The 16,080-nt window shown below is 60.4% G+C and carries 13 protein-coding genes and 1 tRNA gene; 5 read left to right on the plus strand and 9 right to left on the minus strand.

Features of this window, described 5'->3' with window-relative positions:
• Nucleotides 1-54 precede the first annotated feature (54 nt).
• Nucleotides 55-3,480 (minus strand): transglutaminase family protein, encoded by a 3,426-nt coding sequence (locus RUI03_RS07475; protein ID WP_317286832.1) that lies wholly within the window; start codon nt 3,478-3,480, stop codon nt 55-57.
• A 153-nt stretch (nt 3,481-3,633) separates the two neighbouring features.
• Here RUI03_RS07475 and RUI03_RS07480 point away from each other — a divergent pair, with 153 nt between their 5' ends.
• The 3 genes from RUI03_RS07480 (at nt 3,634) to RUI03_RS07490 (ending at nt 6,856) form a co-directional block, all read left to right on the plus strand.
• On the plus strand, nt 3,634-5,064 hold the full coding sequence (locus RUI03_RS07480) for a circularly permuted type 2 ATP-grasp protein (protein WP_410795928.1): 1,431 nt from the start codon (nt 3,634-3,636) through the stop codon (nt 5,062-5,064).
• Nucleotides 5,061-6,038 carry an alpha-E domain-containing protein gene (locus tag RUI03_RS07485; RefSeq protein WP_317286834.1) on the plus strand — a complete coding sequence of 326 codons (978 nt, stop codon included), beginning with the start codon at nt 5,061-5,063 and terminating at the stop codon, nt 6,036-6,038. Before RUI03_RS07480 ends, RUI03_RS07485 begins: the two co-directional genes overlap by 4 nt.
• Nucleotides 6,039-6,124: 86 nt before the next feature.
• Nucleotides 6,125-6,856 (plus strand): peptidase, encoded by a 732-nt coding sequence (locus tag RUI03_RS07490; protein ID WP_317286835.1) that lies wholly within the window; start codon nt 6,125-6,127, stop codon nt 6,854-6,856.
• Nucleotides 6,857-6,983: 127 nt separating this feature from the next.
• Here the strand turns inward: RUI03_RS07490 and RUI03_RS07495 are convergent.
• From RUI03_RS07495 to prfA, 7 genes are all read right to left on the minus strand, one after another.
• Nucleotides 6,984-7,059: transfer RNA gene (locus RUI03_RS07495), tRNA-Lys, on the minus strand.
• Nucleotides 7,060-7,121: 62 nt separating this feature from the next.
• Nucleotides 7,122-7,865 carry a squalene/phytoene synthase family protein gene (locus RUI03_RS07500; protein WP_317286836.1) on the minus strand — a complete coding sequence of 248 codons (744 nt, stop codon included), beginning with the start codon at nt 7,863-7,865 and terminating at the stop codon, nt 7,122-7,124.
• A gap of 19 nt (nt 7,866-7,884) precedes the next feature.
• Nucleotides 7,885-8,916, minus strand: coding sequence for a protein translocase subunit SecF (secF, locus tag RUI03_RS07505; RefSeq protein ID WP_317286837.1), 1,032 nt, complete (start codon nt 8,914-8,916; stop codon nt 7,885-7,887).
• A 9-nt stretch (nt 8,917-8,925) separates the two neighbouring features.
• A complete protein-coding gene (gene secD, locus RUI03_RS07510; protein WP_317286838.1) occupies nt 8,926-10,515 on the minus strand; it encodes a protein translocase subunit SecD in 1,590 nt (529 codons plus the stop codon).
• A 12-nt stretch (nt 10,516-10,527) separates the two neighbouring features.
• Nucleotides 10,528-10,860, minus strand: a complete 333-nt coding sequence (yajC, locus tag RUI03_RS07515; protein ID WP_317286839.1) for a preprotein translocase subunit YajC — start codon at nt 10,858-10,860, stop codon at nt 10,528-10,530.
• A gap of 119 nt (nt 10,861-10,979) precedes the next feature.
• Entirely contained in the window at nt 10,980-11,813 is an 834-nt protein-coding gene (gene prmC, locus RUI03_RS07520) for a peptide chain release factor N(5)-glutamine methyltransferase (protein WP_317286840.1), read from the minus strand.
• A gap of 2 nt (nt 11,814-11,815) precedes the next feature.
• Entirely contained in the window at nt 11,816-12,892 is a 1,077-nt protein-coding gene (gene prfA / locus RUI03_RS07525) for a peptide chain release factor 1 (protein ID WP_317286841.1), read from the minus strand.
• 151 nt (nt 12,893-13,043) lie between these two features.
• Here prfA and RUI03_RS07530 point away from each other — a divergent pair, with 151 nt between their 5' ends.
• Together RUI03_RS07530 and RUI03_RS07535 are read left to right on the plus strand one after the other, a co-directional pair.
• Entirely contained in the window at nt 13,044-13,745 is a 702-nt protein-coding gene (locus tag RUI03_RS07530; protein WP_410795929.1) for a ZIP family metal transporter, read from the plus strand.
• A 92-nt stretch (nt 13,746-13,837) separates the two neighbouring features.
• On the plus strand, nt 13,838-14,944 hold the full coding sequence (locus RUI03_RS07535; RefSeq protein ID WP_317286843.1) for a CFI-box-CTERM domain-containing protein: 1,107 nt from the start codon (nt 13,838-13,840) through the stop codon (nt 14,942-14,944).
• 6 nt (nt 14,945-14,950) lie between these two features.
• Here RUI03_RS07535 and ispG read toward each other — a convergent pair whose 3' ends face one another.
• A complete protein-coding gene (gene ispG, locus RUI03_RS07540) occupies nt 14,951-16,075 on the minus strand; it encodes a flavodoxin-dependent (E)-4-hydroxy-3-methylbut-2-enyl-diphosphate synthase (protein WP_317286844.1) in 1,125 nt (374 codons plus the stop codon).
• Nucleotides 16,076-16,080: the final 5 nt, after the last annotated feature.

Here is a 16,080-nt window from a genome sequence, read left to right on the forward strand (position 1 = left end):
GCATACAAAGAAGAAAGGCGCCTGCTTGATCCGCAGGCGCCTTTTTCACGAAACCTACTGGCGCATGAGGTCCAGCGTGGTGGGGTATTCTTCGCTACGGATCGGTTCGTAGATATGGAACGGCCCCGGCGTGTGCCCTATTCTTTCGAACCGGGCGCGACGACGACCTTCAGCTTCCAGCGAATTGACCGGACGGAATTCGAAATTCCGGCCACCCGGGTGGGTCGCGTGGTAGGTACAGCCTCCGACGGAACGACCAGCAGCCCGATCGACAATGTCAAAGATCAGTGGCGCGTGCGGTTGGATCGTGGGGTGCAGCGCCGATGATGGCAGCCAGGTGCGGAAGCGGACCCCCGCGACACGCTGATCGGACCGCTCCGTGTCATGCAGCGGCACGCGGTATCCGTTGCAGGACACATCGAATCGGTCAGCGAAATCACCCGTCACCTTGACCTGCAGTCTTTCGACAGAACTGTCGACAAACCGTGCCGTACCGGTGGCCGACCCCTCCTCGCCAAGAACAGGCCAGCATTCGAGACCCGCCCGCAATTCGAGATCGACACCGCCATGGCGGATCGTGCCGTAATGAGGGAAGCGGAATTCGAACTGCGCATCATACCAGGACGGATCAAGACGAACGCCAAGCCCGGTCGACACTTCGTCCAGCACCGCATTCAGATCTGCCCGGAGATAATAGGGCAGCATGAACCGGTCATGCAGTGCCGTGCCGAACCGATTGAGTGGCCGGGTGTACGGATTTTTCCAGAACCAGGCGATCAGTGCCCGCAGGATCAGCTGCTGCGCGAGGTTCATGTCCTCATGCGGCGGCATCTCAAATGCCCGGAATTCGACCAGGCCGAGACGGCCTGTAGGACCATCCGGGCTGTACAATTTGTCGATACAGATTTCCGCGCGGTGCGTGTTGCCAGCAACATCCACCAGCAGGTTCCGGAACAGACGGTCGACCAGCCATGGCGGGCATTCACCGCCCATCGCCTTTTCGGGATGCGGCAGTTTGCTGAGCGCAATATCAAGGTCGTAGAGTGCGCTCTCACGTCCCTCATCGACACGCGGTGCCTGGCTCGTCGGGCCGATAAACATGCCCGAGAAGAAATAGGACAGGGACGGATGGTTCTGCCAGTATCGGATCAGGGATCCGAGCACGTCCGGCCGGCGCAGGAACGGGCTGTCGCTGGGCGTTGCGCCGCCGACAACCACGTGCGCCCCGCCGCCAGAGCCTGTCGGGCGACCATCGAGCATGAATTTCGATGCCTCAAGGCCGCATTTTTCAGCCTCTTCATAGACAGCCCGGGTGATATCCACCTGTTCAGCCCAATTGTGGGCAGGCTGAATATTCACCTCGATCACGCCGGGATCCGGTGTCACCTTGATGACGTTCAGACGCGGGTCGTCGGGCGGCGGATAGCCTTCGATCTGAATCGCGATGCCGGTCCGCAACGCGGTTTCTTCAAGCGCGTTGACAATATCAATATACTCATCGGCAGTCGCCGTTGGCGGCATGAACGCACACAGAATACCATTGCGCGGCTCGACCGTCAGGGCCGTGCGCACAGCGGGACCCGCCGAGAACGGTCCGCCGGGCAAGGCGGCGTTGGTGTTCACGCCCGGCTCCTCGATGGGCACCAGCGGAATGTCGAACTCACCGGCCTGTGCGTTTGAGATGGGCCGGTCTTCCCAATGGTGGATCTTCGTCGGCAGCTGTTCACGCGGTGCAAACGGGTCAAGCGGGATGATTTCCGGCCGCTGATTTTTCGGCAGATGCGCAAGAGACTGGAGCGGCAAACGGAAACCGGCGGGACTGTCACCGGGCATCAGGAAGAGACGCTGGCGACGGGTCTGCCATTTTTCACTCTGCCAGCGGAATTTCCGTTTACGGGCGAGCTGTTTCATCTCTTTGGATGCCCGCGCCGGGGCCTGGGCCAGCTGCAATGGCAGGATAAAGGCGGCTGGGCTCTCGAGACCGCGATCGAAGACGCGCGCCAACCGGGTACGCGTTTCAACGTCGTCGAGCTTGTTGTCGATAGGATCGACATTTGGCGCGAGCTTCTGCTCGCGCAACATGAACTCGGCAGGATCTTCAAAGGCTGGCGTGGCGTAATCCGCTTCCAGCCCGAGGCTTTCAGCCAGACCTTCGGCAAACAGCTGCGCCTGATCGATTGTTGCGTTCTTTGGCTGGTCCTCACGCGCGATCATCTCGGGCGCTTCCCAGGTCGGCTCTCCATCAGTGCGCCAGTACAGTGCAAAGGCCCAGCGGGGCAGGCTTTCGCCGGGATACCATTTGCCCTGCCCGTGATGCAGGAATCCATTCGGTGCAAATCGCTCCTGCAGGCGGCGCAGATATCTGTCGGCAAACGCTCGTTTCGTGGGGCCAACCGCGTCGATATTCCACTCGCCGGCATCCCGGTCGGTGGTGGCCACGAAAGTGGGCTCGCCGCCCAGGGTGAGACGGACGTCTTCGCGGTTCAGTATCTCGTCAATCGCGGCGCCTGCGTTGATGACGGCTTCGACCTGCCCTTCATCAAGCGGCTTGGTGACCCGCGGTGTTTCGAGAACCCGCGACACTTTCATGTCGAAGTGAAGTTTCGCCTCGGCCTTTTCTGTAGCGCCACTGATCGGCGCGGCACTTGACGGTTTTGGCGTGGCCGCCAGCGGAATATGCCCCTCACTGGCGAACAGGCCTGACGTCGGGTCGAGACCGATCCAGCCTGCACCCGGTGCGTAGACTTCGGCCCAGGCATGCAGATCGGTGAAATCTTCTTCGGGGCCTGATGGGCCTTCGAGGCTCTTCCGGTCGGCTTTCAGCTGGATCAGATAGCCGGAGACGAAACGGGCGGCGAGGCCAAGCTCGCGCAACACGGCCACGAGCAGCCACCCGGAATCGCGGCACGAGCCGGTCCCGATGGACAGCGTCTCCTCAGGGGTCTGCACGCCCGGTTCCATGCGAACGGTATAGCCCACTTCCGCATTGATCCGCTGGTTGATCTCGACAAGGAAATCAATCGTCTGCAGACGGTCTTCTTCTCTCTGGACACCCGCTGTCGAGGTAAAGCGATCCTTGGCCCAGCGGACAAGTTCCGCGAATTTACTGCCGCCCTCGACGCGCTGCAGATACGGCTCGAGTTCTTCCTTCAGCTCCTTGTCGTAGGAGAACGGCGAGTTGAACGCGCTCTCATCGAGAAAGAAGTCGAACGGGTTGATTGCCTCAAGGTCGGCGACCAGATCGACCTGCACCTCGAACCGGTCGGTCTTCTCCGGAAAGACCAGTCGGGCCAGGTAATTGCCGAAAGGATCCTGTTGCCAATTGATGAAGTGCTGCTCGGGAAACACCTTCAGCGAGTAACTCAAAATACTGGTTCGCGTATGGGGTGCGGGCCGCAGACGGACAATTTGCGGAAATAGCTGGACCCGGCGATCATAATCATAACGCGTCAGGTGAAATATAGCGGCAGAGGTGCTCATAAACGTCCCTTTTCACCCCCTATATGGGGGCGATTAGAATTTTTTGCCAGCTATTGACGCGACGCAACAACCTGCGCTCAGCTTGCCTTAATAGCTTGTGGCTTATATCCACACTATAAAGATGGAGTGAAGCAATACGTGTCTTACGATGAAATGATCACCGACGGCGAATCCCGGGCTCCGTATGCTCGCGTCAGTCAATGGCTGGATCGAACCGGGCACGACAAGCTCTCACACCATCAGGCGTTGGCTAAGAAGCTGTTTCGCAAAGCCGGCATCACGTTCCAAGTGTATACTGAGAAAGGTGATCCTGAACGGCTCATTCCTTTCGACGTCATTCCGCGCGTGTTCTCCTCGTCAGAGTGGCGAACGATCGACAACGGCGTCAAACAGCGCGCCAATGCGCTGAACGCTTTCCTGCGCGACATCTATGGCGAGCAGGAGATCATCAAGGCCGGGATCATTCCGCGCAGCCTGGTCGAAAATAACGAAGCGTTTGAGCCTGTCATGGTCGGCTTCAAACCACCCCACGGGATCTACAGCCATATTATCGGTACAGACATTGTCCGCACGGGGGAGAATGATTTCTTCGTCCTGGAAGACAATTGCCGCGTGCCCTCCGGCGTCTCCTACATGCTGGAAACCCGTGAGAGCATGGTCCGCATGTTCCCCGAGCTCTTTGCCGAGAACCGGGTACTGCCCGTCGACGACTACAGCGAAGCCCTGCTTCGCATGATGAAGTCGGTAGCCGGTCCCCATGCCCCCGCCAATCCGCGTGCCGTTGTCCTGACGCCCGGCCACTTCAACAGCGCCTATTACGAGCATTCTTTCCTGGCCGACGAGATGGGCATTCCCCTTGTCGAGGGCGCAGATCTCATGGTCGAAGACCAGCGGGTCTATGTGCGGACCACGGAAGGACGCCAGCAGGTCGACGTGATTTACCGCCGCCTCGATGACGCGTTTCTGGATCCCCTCGTGTTCCGCAAGGATTCCATGCTCGGCGTCCCTGGCCTGATGGATGCCTATCTGAATGGCGGCGTGACCCTGGTGAACGCGCCGGGCGCCGGTGTCGCTGATGACAAGGCAATCTATTGCTTCGTCCCGGACATGATCAAATTCTACCTCGGCGAAGAGGCGATCCTGCCGAATGTCGAAACTCATCGGTGTGCTGATCCCGACAGTCTGGCTTATGTCCTCGACAATCTCGATCAGCTGGTGGTCAAGGAAGTCCACGGCTCCGGCGGGTACGGCATGTTGATCGGCCCCCGCGCGAGCCGCGAGGAAATCGAGACATTCCGCGAGAAGCTCAAAAAGCATCCATCCAACTATATCGCCCAGCCGACGCTGTCGCTGTCGACTTGTCCCACACTGGTGGAGGATGGGGTTGCACCGCGCCACGTCGACCTTCGCCCGTTCTGCCTGACCGGCAACGGCGTCAGCCATCTCAGCAAGGGCGGCCTGACGCGGGTCGCGCTGCCCGAGGGCTCGCTCGTCGTGAACTCCAGCCAAGGCGGCGGCGTCAAGGACACTTGGGTCGTCGATGACGACTACGGACAATCACAAATTCAGAGGCAGAGCCAATGAGCATGCTCGCGCGGGTTGCTTCGAACCTTTACTGGATCGGCCGCTATCTGGAGCGGGCCGAGAATACGGCACGCCTTCTTGATACAGCGCGTCGCATGGCGGCCCTTCCGGGGCCTGACGGCCATCACAATGAATGGGAATCCGTTCTGGCGAGCTCGGGCAGTGATTACTGCTTCCCCGAGACCGGGAACAAGAATGACCCGACCGACGTCGTCTATCATCTGGTCCTGGCGCCATCCAATCCGTCGTCGATCTATTCGAGCCTGCAGAAGGCGCGCAACAACGCCCGGTCGATCCGCGAAGGTCTGTCGTGGGAATGCTGGCACACGCTCAACAATCTTTGGCTTGAGTTCAAGGACCTGACGCCGATGGAGCTGTCGGATGCCAGCCTCCCGGATATCATCGAAACAACGAAATATGGTTGCATGACAGTCAATGGCTCAATTGAGTCCACCGTCCTGCGCAATGAAACCTATCACTTCGTCCGTCTGGGAACGTTCTCTGAACGGGCTGACAGCACGGCGCGTATTCTCGACGTGAAATATTTCAGCCTGCTGCCGCCGGGTGAACCGATCGAAGGCGCTCTCGATTCCTATCAGTGGATGACGCTTCTGACAGCGACCAGCACCCGCCGCCTGTTCCGCCGCATTTACGGGACAGATCTGCGCGCAGAAACTGTGTCCGACCTCCTGATCAAGAACGATGACTGCGCGCGGTCGCTCGTCTTCTGCATCAGCCAGATCTGTGACCACCTCTCGCACCTGTCTGATCTGTATGACCGGCAACTTGGCGCCATGTCGGCAGCAAGCACCATACGCGATGAATTCGTGGAACGGTCGGTCGATGACATCATTATTGGTGGCCTGCACGACTATCTCGGTGCGTTCATGCGCGCCAACAATTCGCTGGCGCAGGACATCTCTCGCGATTTTTACTTCGAGCCCGTCAACGAGACGTCAGATACTGACAAGTGAAACAAATCATTTATTGCAAACAGTAGTGGTCTTGCGCTTGCCTGCGGTCTAGATAGCGGTTTCGATATAACCCCACTGAGGATCCCGTGACCTATTGTGTTGCCCTCCGGCTCAAGGCCGGACTTGTCATGCTGTCCGATACCCGCACCAATGCCGGTATCGACAGCGTTTCAAAATTCAGAAAAATGTTTACTTGGTGCGTGCCCGGAGAAAGAGCCCTGTGCCTCATGACGGCCGGCAACCTCTCCATCACCCAGTCGGTCATCACCACACTGCAGGAACAGATCGACGATCCGAACTTTGTCGGTGACACCATGCTGACGGCCCCAAGCCTGTACCGGGCGGCCGAAATCCTGGCGCAAGCGATGCGCGACGTCATGGCGAAATACGCCGAAGGCATCAATTCCGCAGGCGAGAATTCCGGCGCCAGCATTATTCTTGCCGGTCAGCGCAAGGGCGGCAAATTGCGGCTCTATATGATCTATTCGGCAGGCAATTTCATTGAAGCATCCGAAGATACGCCCTTCTTCCAGATCGGCGGCTTCAAATACGGCAAGCCGATTCTCGACCGCGTGGTGACCGAGGAAACCTCGCTCGAGGACGGCAAGACCGCCGCCATGCTGTCCATGGACAGCACACTGCGATCAAATCTGGCCGTGGGCATGCCGCTTGATCTCTGCGTGATCCCGACCAGCAAATACGAGCTGTCAGAATATCGCCGGATTGAAGCCGAAGACCCGAACTTCCGCGCCCTGTCCGAAGCGTGGTCTCAGGAACTCCGAGACAGTTTCGTCAAGATGCGGGCCATGCCCAAGTAGAACACCAAAGCCCTCGCCTTCTCGGCGGGGGTTTTTTCATTGTAAGGATGAAAAACAATACCGCACCACAAGGGTACGACCTTCAGTGTCGCATCCCCTCAGCATGATGTGCATGAAATGGAATAAATGGTGAGCCCGACAGGATTCGAACCTGTGACCCGCTGATTAAAAGTCAGCTGCTCTACCAACTGAGCTACGGGCCCGACCGAAGGGCGGAAATAACGGCGACGGCCCCGCGGGTCAACCTCAAAACTCAACAAAAACGCTATTTGCCGCGAGCAATCGTGCCGAACTGCATGAGCCGGCGGGCCAGCATGCCGGGGCGTCGCCCCTGCCCCAGAGTCCGCGCCGACTTCAGAGCTGCCGCAACCGGCGCAACCGCCTGATCGGCAGGTGTGATCGCCGTCCAGGCAGCATTGAACGCCGCCAGCAACTCCCGTCGCAGTTGTTCAGCATGCGGCGCGCGGGCAATCCGGGCGGTGGGCGTCTCGATATCGGTCCGTCCCCCGGGCTCGGCCCGGACGAGCGCCCGCAGCGCGCCATAGGCGGCCCCTGCCTTGTGCCAGCCCTCAAGCTCGGCTGTCGGGTCCAACAGCGCTACGAGACCACCGGCAAGGCCCCCATCATGCACCGCCGCGACGTCCAGCGCCGCTTTGGCGCCGGTGACGTCCGCGTGACTGAAGAACGTCTCCGTGCCGTCAATCATCATCAGCATGGGGGGGTTGAGATGCGCCGCCTCGCGCAGGGTCACCGCTAACGCCGAGACAAGCGGATGAGCGCGGACACGGCCTTCACCGAACACCTCGTCCAGGGCTTCGCGCCACCATTGCAGGCGAATGGCCCCCAGCATAGGCTCGGACACGCGCAAGGGGACGCTGCGCATCTCGGCAGCGAACGCCATCAGCGCGAGGCCAGCGGCCCGCTTGTCATCAGGGTAATAGGCGAGCGCTGCGGCGTGGTCAGGCTCGGCAAGCGAAACAGCCGCGAGAAGTTCCGCGGCCGTTTCCATATTTATCGGTGCAAACCGCTCAGGGTGCACGGGCCGCTTTTGTATCCGCTGGCATGTTGGACCAGTCGCGCTTGACGCCGGTCTTCAGCAGGAACGGCGAGGCGATAAAGATCGAGGAATAGGTCCCGATCACGATGCCCCAGATCAGCGCAAAGCTGAAACCGCGTAACACTTCACCGCCGAGGAAGAACAACGCCAGCAGCGCGATCAGCGTCGTGCCGGAGGTCATCAATGTCCTCGAAAGCGTGTTATTGATCGACATGTCGATGAGCTGCGACAGCGGCATCTGTTTGTACCGTCGCAAGTTCTCGCGGATCCGGTCATAGACGATGACCGTGTCGTTCATCGAATAACCGATGATGGTCAACAGCGCCGCGATGATAGACAGCGTGAACTCGAATTGGGTGATGGCAAACAGGCCAAGCGTGAGGGTCACGTCATGCACCAGCGCGAAGATGGCCCCAAGGCTGAACTGCCATTCGAACCGGAACCAGATGTAGAGCAGCATCATGAAAATGGCGACGCCAAGGCCGGTCAGACCATTGCGCAGCAACTCACCGGACACGGTCGGTCCGACGACGTCGATGCGGCGGACATGGATGTCGTCGCCAAGCGTTTCTTTCAAGACGTCGGTCATCGTCTCGGCGATCTGCATCTGCCGACGTTCCGCAGCCTGATCGACAGATATGGCTTCGCCTGTCTCTGCATCAACCTCCGGCGCAGAGTCAGGCACATCCTGCAGCTCGACCGTTACGGCGATGCCACCGGGCGCACCGGCGACGCCGCCGATTTCCTTTGTTCCCACTTCGCCGAGGCCGAGTTGGCCGACCGCTTCACGGACGGCGCCCAGATCGCTCTGCTCAAAAATTTGCCCGTCTGCTGGTCCGACTTCGACCGTGACCCCACCACGGAAGTCGATGCCGAGGTTCAAACCCAAGACAAACAGTGCCCCGATAGAGGCCAGCATCGCGGCGGCGGAAATGGCCAGGGCCACATCGCGGAATTTCGCGAAGGGAACATGCAAGTCGTTCGGTATCAGTTTCAGACCCATGACGACCTCCTAAAGCGACAACGTCTTGGGACGCTTGGAGAGGACATAGCCCCCTGCCATCAAGCGCGTCAGGACGTATGCGGTGAATACGGATGTGATGACACCGATGCCGAGCGTGACAGCGAAGCCCCGCACAGGGCCGGAGCCAAGATAGAACATGATCAGACACGCAATCAGCGTGGTCAGGTTGGCGTCAAAGATAGCCGACCAGGCGTGGCGATAGCCCGCCTCGACAGCCGCCACCGGCCCCTTCCCGGCATCCAGCTCTTCGCGGATACGCTCAAAGATCAGGACGTTGGCGTCGACTGCCATGCCGATGGTCAGAACGATACCGGCGATCCCGGGCAAGGTCAGCGTCGCGCCCAGCAGCGACAGCGACCCGGCGATGAGCAGGACGTTCGCAAGAAGTGCAATGTCAGCATAAAGACCAAACCGGCCATAGGTGACGACGATGAAGACGATCACCGCCACAAAACCGATGATCAGGGCCAGTGTCCCGGCCCGGACCGAGTCCGCCCCAAGATCGGCGCCAACCGTCCGCTGTTCAATTGTTGTCAGCGAGGCCGGCAGCGCACCCGATTTAATCAAGACTGAAAGCTCCGTGGCCTCCTCAGGCGAGAAGTTGCCGGTAATCCGGCCTGAACCGCCGGTGATCGGCGACTGGATGGTCGGTGCGGAGATGATCTCGTTGTCGAGTACGATGGCAAAATTGCGGCCCAGATTTTCGGTCGTGATTTCCCGGAACTTCCGCGCACCGCGACTGTCAAAGGCGAAGTTGACCTGGAAGCCGGCGCCATCGCTGTTGGGGGACGCGCTGGCATCGGTGACCATGTCGCCGGTCACATCAGGGTTCTCCATGATGACCAGGAAGCCGGTGCCATCAGCCAGCGGCAGGCGCAGGCGACGCGGCGGCACCGGCGCGTTCGCATCGGCGGCCATGTCGACCATGTGGAAGGTCAGCTGACCGGTCCGGTTAATCACGCTTTTCAGGGCTTCTGAATCGCTCGCCCCAGGCACCTGGATGACGAGGCGATTCTCCCCCTGTCGCTGGATCAGCGGCTCGGTGGTCCCAAGGCTGTCGATCCGGCGACGAATGACGGTAATGGATTGGGTCACAGCCTCGTCGGCAAAATAGGCTTCAGCCTCCGGCGTCAGGGTCAGGCGGACAGAGCTGCCCTCGCCTTTCTCCACTCGGAACTCGCGCCCGCCACCGGCCAGCAGCCCCCCGAGAGGGCGGGCCATTTCACGGCGCAACAGGTTCTCAGCCTTTTCTAGGTCAGCCACACTGGTGATCGGCACGGTAATCGAGCGCGGTGTCACCTCCAATCGCCGGAACGCGATTCGCCCCCCTTCGGCCCGGCGCAGCACGCTGCGCACATCAGACTGCATGCTGATGACGCGGTCGCGCAGGACCTTTTCCGTATCGACTTCAAGCAGGAGGTATGAACCGCCCTGCAGGTCGAGGCCAAGGGTCACCGCAGTATGCGGCAGGCCCGGGACCTTGTGGTCCTTAGGCAGGAAGTTGGGAATCGTGAAGTAGGCTCCCAGCAGGATCAGCACGATGATCGCGCCGGTCTGCCAGCGATTGAACTGCAGCATAAAAAATGCGCCTTATTTTTTCTCGGCTGGCTGTGTCCGCGAACGGACGTCGGTCAGGGTTTGTTTGACAACGGTCACTTGGACGCCCTCGGCGATTTCGACGACGATCTCATCGCCATCGCTCGCGCGCACGACTTTGCCAAGAATACCGCCCGAGGTGACGACCTGATCACCGCGCTGCACGCCCTTGACCATTTCCATGTGTTTCTTGCGCGCATTCTGCTGCGGACGGATCAGCAGGAAATAGAACACGACAAACATGAGAACGAACGGGATCAGGGTCGACAGACCGCTGGGTCCCGGGGCAGCGTCGGTCGTCTGGGCCATGGCTTGGGAGAAGAACATCTTCGCTCCTTAAAAATTTTGAATGCCGCGGCTCAGATAGGAAGCCAATCGGTCGTTTGTAACCTGTGTTGAGGCGGGGCTATAGACCGAAGCGTTCCCATTCGGCAACACATCCGCGATCACGCTTTTGCCGCAATGGAGACGAGCCGTTCCCGACCGGCCAGATCAGGGTTGAGAGTGACCGGCCGATCCGGCATCACGGCCTGCATCAACTGGCTGACGGCAGCCCCCTGACCGTCACCGATTTCCAGGAAAGCATGCCCGTCCGGCGCAAGCGCCCCGGCAATAATCGGCGCGAGCGCGCGATAGGCGTCGAGCCCGTCCTGCCCCGCAAAGAGCGCCATGGCCGGCTCATGCTCGGCTACGGAGACGGGCAGCACCGCCGCCGCCTCAATATAGGGCGGGTTTGAGACAATGAGGTCGAAGACACCCGGTAGCGCAACCTCGAAACTGCGCACCGCCAGAGCGGCCCGCGACCGCACCGCCAGTTGCGTAAGGTTGGCCGCCGCCACCCCGAGAGCCGCTGGCGACAGGTCGACGCCCAAGCCCGTAGCCTCCGGTATTTCTGCGAGCAGCGTGCCCAGAATGCAGCCCGACCCCAGTCCCAGATCCGCAATGCGCGGTTTGGATACCGCCACGCGCAGGGCCGCGTCGATCAGCATTTCCGTTTCGGGGCGCGGAATGAGAACGTCCGGACCGACACGAAAGCGGCGCCCGTAAAATTCCTGCTCACCGAGGATGTAAGCGATCGGCTCGCCACCCATCCGCCGAGCGACCAGCGCGGAAAACGTCCCTTCCACCGCCGGGTCGACCGGATCACGGTCAGCCGCAATCAGCCCGGCATGATCAAGTCCCGACGCCGCCAAGAGAAGAAGCCGCGCATCGAGCGCTGGCGTCGGCGAGGCCGACAATCCCTGCGCCGCCTGTCGCAGCGACTGCCCATAGGTCGCCATGCCTATTCGCTGGTTTCCTGCAGGTCCGCCAGACGGTCGGACTGGTCCTGCAGGACAAGCGCGTCGATCATCTCGTCCACGGCCTCGCCCTCCAGCATCTTGTCGAGCTTGTAGAGCGTGAGATTGATACGGTGGTCCGTCACCCGGCTCTGGGGGAAGTTATAGGTGCGGATGCGCTCTGACCGGTCGCCGGTGCCCACCTGCCCCTTGCGATTCGCCGAGCGCTCTGCGTCGAGACGCGCCCGTTCCGCGTCATAGAGCCGTGCGCGCAGCACCTTCATCGCCTTGGCGCGGTTCTTGTGCTGGGACTTTTCATCCTGCTGGCTGACCACGAGACCGGTGGGAAGGTGCGTGATGCGAACCGCCGAATCGGTCGTGTTGACCGACTGGCCTCCCGGCCCGGAGGCCCGGAAGACGTCGATCCGCAGATCGGCCTCGTTGATCTCGATATCCACATCCTCAGGTTCGGGCAGGACAGCGACCGTCGCGGCAGAAGTGTGGATTCGCCCTTGCGTCTCGGTTTCGGGCACACGCTGCACCCGGTGGACGCCGCTTTCAAACTTCAACCGCCCATAAACATTGTCGCCAGACACGGTGGCCTGAATTTCCTTGTAGCCGCCCATCTCGCTTTCAGAGGCCGTGAGCGGCTCGAGCCGCCAGCCGCGGATCGTGGCGTAGCGCTGATACATGCGGAACAGGTCGCCCGCGAACAGCGCCGCCTCATCGCCCCCTGTACCTGCGCGAACCTCGAGAATGACTGAGGAATTGTCCGCCTTGTCCTTTGGCAGCAGCATGAGCTGAAGCTTATGCTCCAGGTCGGGCACGCTGACTTTCAGCGTGTCGATTTCCTCGCGCGCCATCTCCGCCATATCAGCATCGCCGCTTTTCAGCATCTCCTCCGCCGTCGCCATGTCCTCCCGCGCTGTCGTCAGTAGAATCGCAGCATCGGCGATGGGCTTGAGCTCGGCGTGCTCCTTGGAAAGGCGAACGATGTCGGCAGCGTCGGTGACGGTCGACATCTCCTTTTCCACGGCCTGCAGCCGTGAGCGGATGGCATCAAGTTTTTGTTGCGGGATCAAGTAAGGACGCCTTTTGCAGAGCTTTCATCAGGAGCCGGGCTTCTGCCATGAAGGCCGCTTATGGGGCAAGCCGCCAATCCGCACTGGCCGGGCGACGGGCGGGAGATAAATGAAGAACAGTCCGTTCTTCTGCCGCGGGACCCATGCCAACATGCTGACCCTCATCATTGTGTCCGTGATCGTTTCCGCTGCCCTCATCGTCGGCGCGGTCTGGGGTGTGTACGGCAAGCTCCCCAAACAGGTGGAAGGCTTCATCATCGCGCTGGCCGGCGGTGCGCTCATTGCGTCAGTGATGAGTGAGCTGGTCACACCATCGATTGAGGAGGCCGGGCTTCTATGGGCGGTCCTGGGCGTCGGCATTGGTGCAGCCGTCTTCACAGGCGTTGATTATCTCATCGATGAGAAATGGAATTCGAGCTCCGGCGGTGGCCTCCTGGCGGCGATCTCGCTCGATGGCATCCCCGAAAATCTCGCGCTTGGCGTTGCACTGATCGGCGCCGGTCCGAAGGAAGTCGCCGCCCTTGCCGGCTCCATCCTTCTGTCAAACCTCCCCGAGGCAGCGGGGGGCGCAAAGCAGATGCGCGATGGCGACATGTCGAAAAAGAAGATCCTGCTGTTGTGGTCCGCCACGGCCGGGATCCTGTCCGTCGCGGCGATCGGGGGCAATCTGCTCCTCGAAGGCGCACCGGACGAGGCACTGGGGGTTATCCGCTGCATCGCTGCCGGGGCCGTCGTCGCCTCACTGGCCACCGAAGTCTTTCCCCAAGCCTTTCGTGAAGACCATCACATGACCGGGATTGCTGTCTCACTGGGCTTGATACTTTCGGTCCTGCTGTCATCCTTGTCCGGATGAAAAATCGGCCGCCAAACCTTTACCCTGGACAGGCGTCACGCTAGCCTCCGGGACTGGGATCGCGCATCGGCGCGAGGGAGAACATCAATATCATGTCATCATCTGCGTACCGCCGATTTCTGGGCCATTCATCCTCACGTCTGTCAGCTATTGTCGTCAGCATGGGTCTTGCGATGCCGACGATGGTCGGCGCACAGGATGACCCTGCCCCCTGCGTTGAGGAGACGCGCGGCGCCCCCGATGCCCAGTTTGATCGTGCCGTTTCCCACATCGATCTGTGGCGTGCTGATGAGGCCGGGAATAGAGCCGCCGGACAAAACGAATATGCCGAGATTTTTCTCAAGCCCAAACTGCGGTTTGACACCAAGACGTCTTTCGCCCCCACCACCAATGGCTTCCTCCTGCAGATCAACAAGACGCGGCAAGCCGATCCCTCTCACGAGTTTCCGACCGGCCCGCTCGCCTGGAAGGAATGGAAGCTGTTTCTGCCGCGGATCCTCAAGGAACCCGACCAGACCCCGGCGCGCCGGATCGCGCTCTATGTCTATCTGGGAGACACACTGCTCCATGGCGGTTTCTATTCGTTGACGGATGACTCTGCGGAGGCAGTCAATGGCGAGAAGCCTACACGGGAATTTGTCATTGTCCGGCGGAATGACGAGACAATCGGTGAGAGTGAGTTTGACCACCGGCTCGCAGAGGCGTTGACAAGCGAAAAATCCGATGCGCCTTTCAAGATCAGTATCGCGCCGGATCACGACCCCGATTATCTGATCAGTGCGATTATCGAACGTGAGGCCTTGAAAGCCGCGATCGCCAGTGGCGACAGGAATCTCGCCGCGTTGCGAGATGAGGCACGGACTGGCGCGTGTGAGCCGGGCACGCCCAATGTCGACTGCTTCATGACGACGGCCGCCTGCGATACGCTGGGCCTTGATGATGATTGCTGGGAGCTGCGGACCCTCCGGCGTTTCCGTGACGACTATATGGCGAACGCAACGGAAGGCTCGGGCGATATCGCCACTTACTATGCAACGGCTCCTGACATTGTCAGAAAAATCAGCACCCGTCCTGATGCGCCCCGCGTCTGGAAACAGCTCTACGGCCGCTACATCCTGCCATCAGCGATCATGGCGCGCCTCGGCCTCAACCGCATGGCGCACCAGCACTATCGCCGCATGATGGAATTTGTCGGCTAGGCCGCCTTACTCGGCGGCCTGCATCTCTGCGGTTTTGGCAGCCTCAATCTCTGAAGCTTTCTGCTCACACAACTCGACGAGGCGATCGACCATCTCCTCGTTCTTCAACTTGTAGGCAGGGACACCGCCCAGATAGACCATGCCCGCCTGGGCGCCGCCACCGGTGAAGCCCAGATCGGTTTCCTTGGCCTCGCCCGGCCCGTTCACCACACAGCCAATAACCGACAGGCTCATCGGCGTTGAGATATGTGCAAGGCGCGCTTCCAGTTTCTCCACGGTACGGATGACATCAAATCCCTGCCGTGCGCAGGACGGGCAGGAAATGACATTCACGCCGCGATGCCGCAGACCGAGGGATTTCAGGATGTCGAAGCCGACCTTCACCTCTTCCTCCGGCTCGGCAGAGAGGCTGACGCGGATGGTGTCGCCGATACCGGCCCAAAGCAGGCTGCCAAGGCCGATGGACGACTTGACCGTGCCGATCCGTGTACCCCCGGCTTCGGTCACACCCAGATGCAGCGGCGCATCGGTGGCGTCAGCAAGGGCATGGTAGGCAGCCATCGTCAGAAAAACGTCGGAGGCTTTCACCGAGATTTTGTATTCGTGAAAATCATAGTCCTGAAGAATACGCGCATGATCAAGCGCGCTTTCAACCATCGCCTCCGGACAGGGCTCGCCATATTTCTCAAGCAGGTGCTTCTCAAGTGAGCCGCCATTCACACCGATGCGGATTGAACAGCCATTATTGCGGGCAGCACTGATCACTTCACGCACGCGGTCCGCCGACCCGATATTGCCTGGATTGATGCGCAGGCATGCAGCGCCCGCCTCCGCTGCCTCGATGCCGCGTTTGTAGTGGAAGTGAATATCCGCCACGACGGGGATCGGTGAGTGCTGACAGATTTCCTTCATCGCCGCAGTGGACGCTTCATTGGGGCAACTGACGCGAACGATATCCGCGCCCGCTTCCGTGATGCGCTCAATCTGTTCCAGTGTCGCCTTTGCGTCGGCGGTGTCGGTGTTCGTCATGGACTGCACGGCAATCGGCGCATCACCGCCCACGGGGACATTGCCCACCATGATCATGCGGGATTGACGACGGTCGATATCTCGCCAGGGACGAACGCTCATCTTGA

Source organism: Parvularcula sp. LCG005, from assembly GCF_032930845.1.
GTDB lineage: Bacteria > Pseudomonadota > Alphaproteobacteria > Caulobacterales > Parvularculaceae > Parvularcula.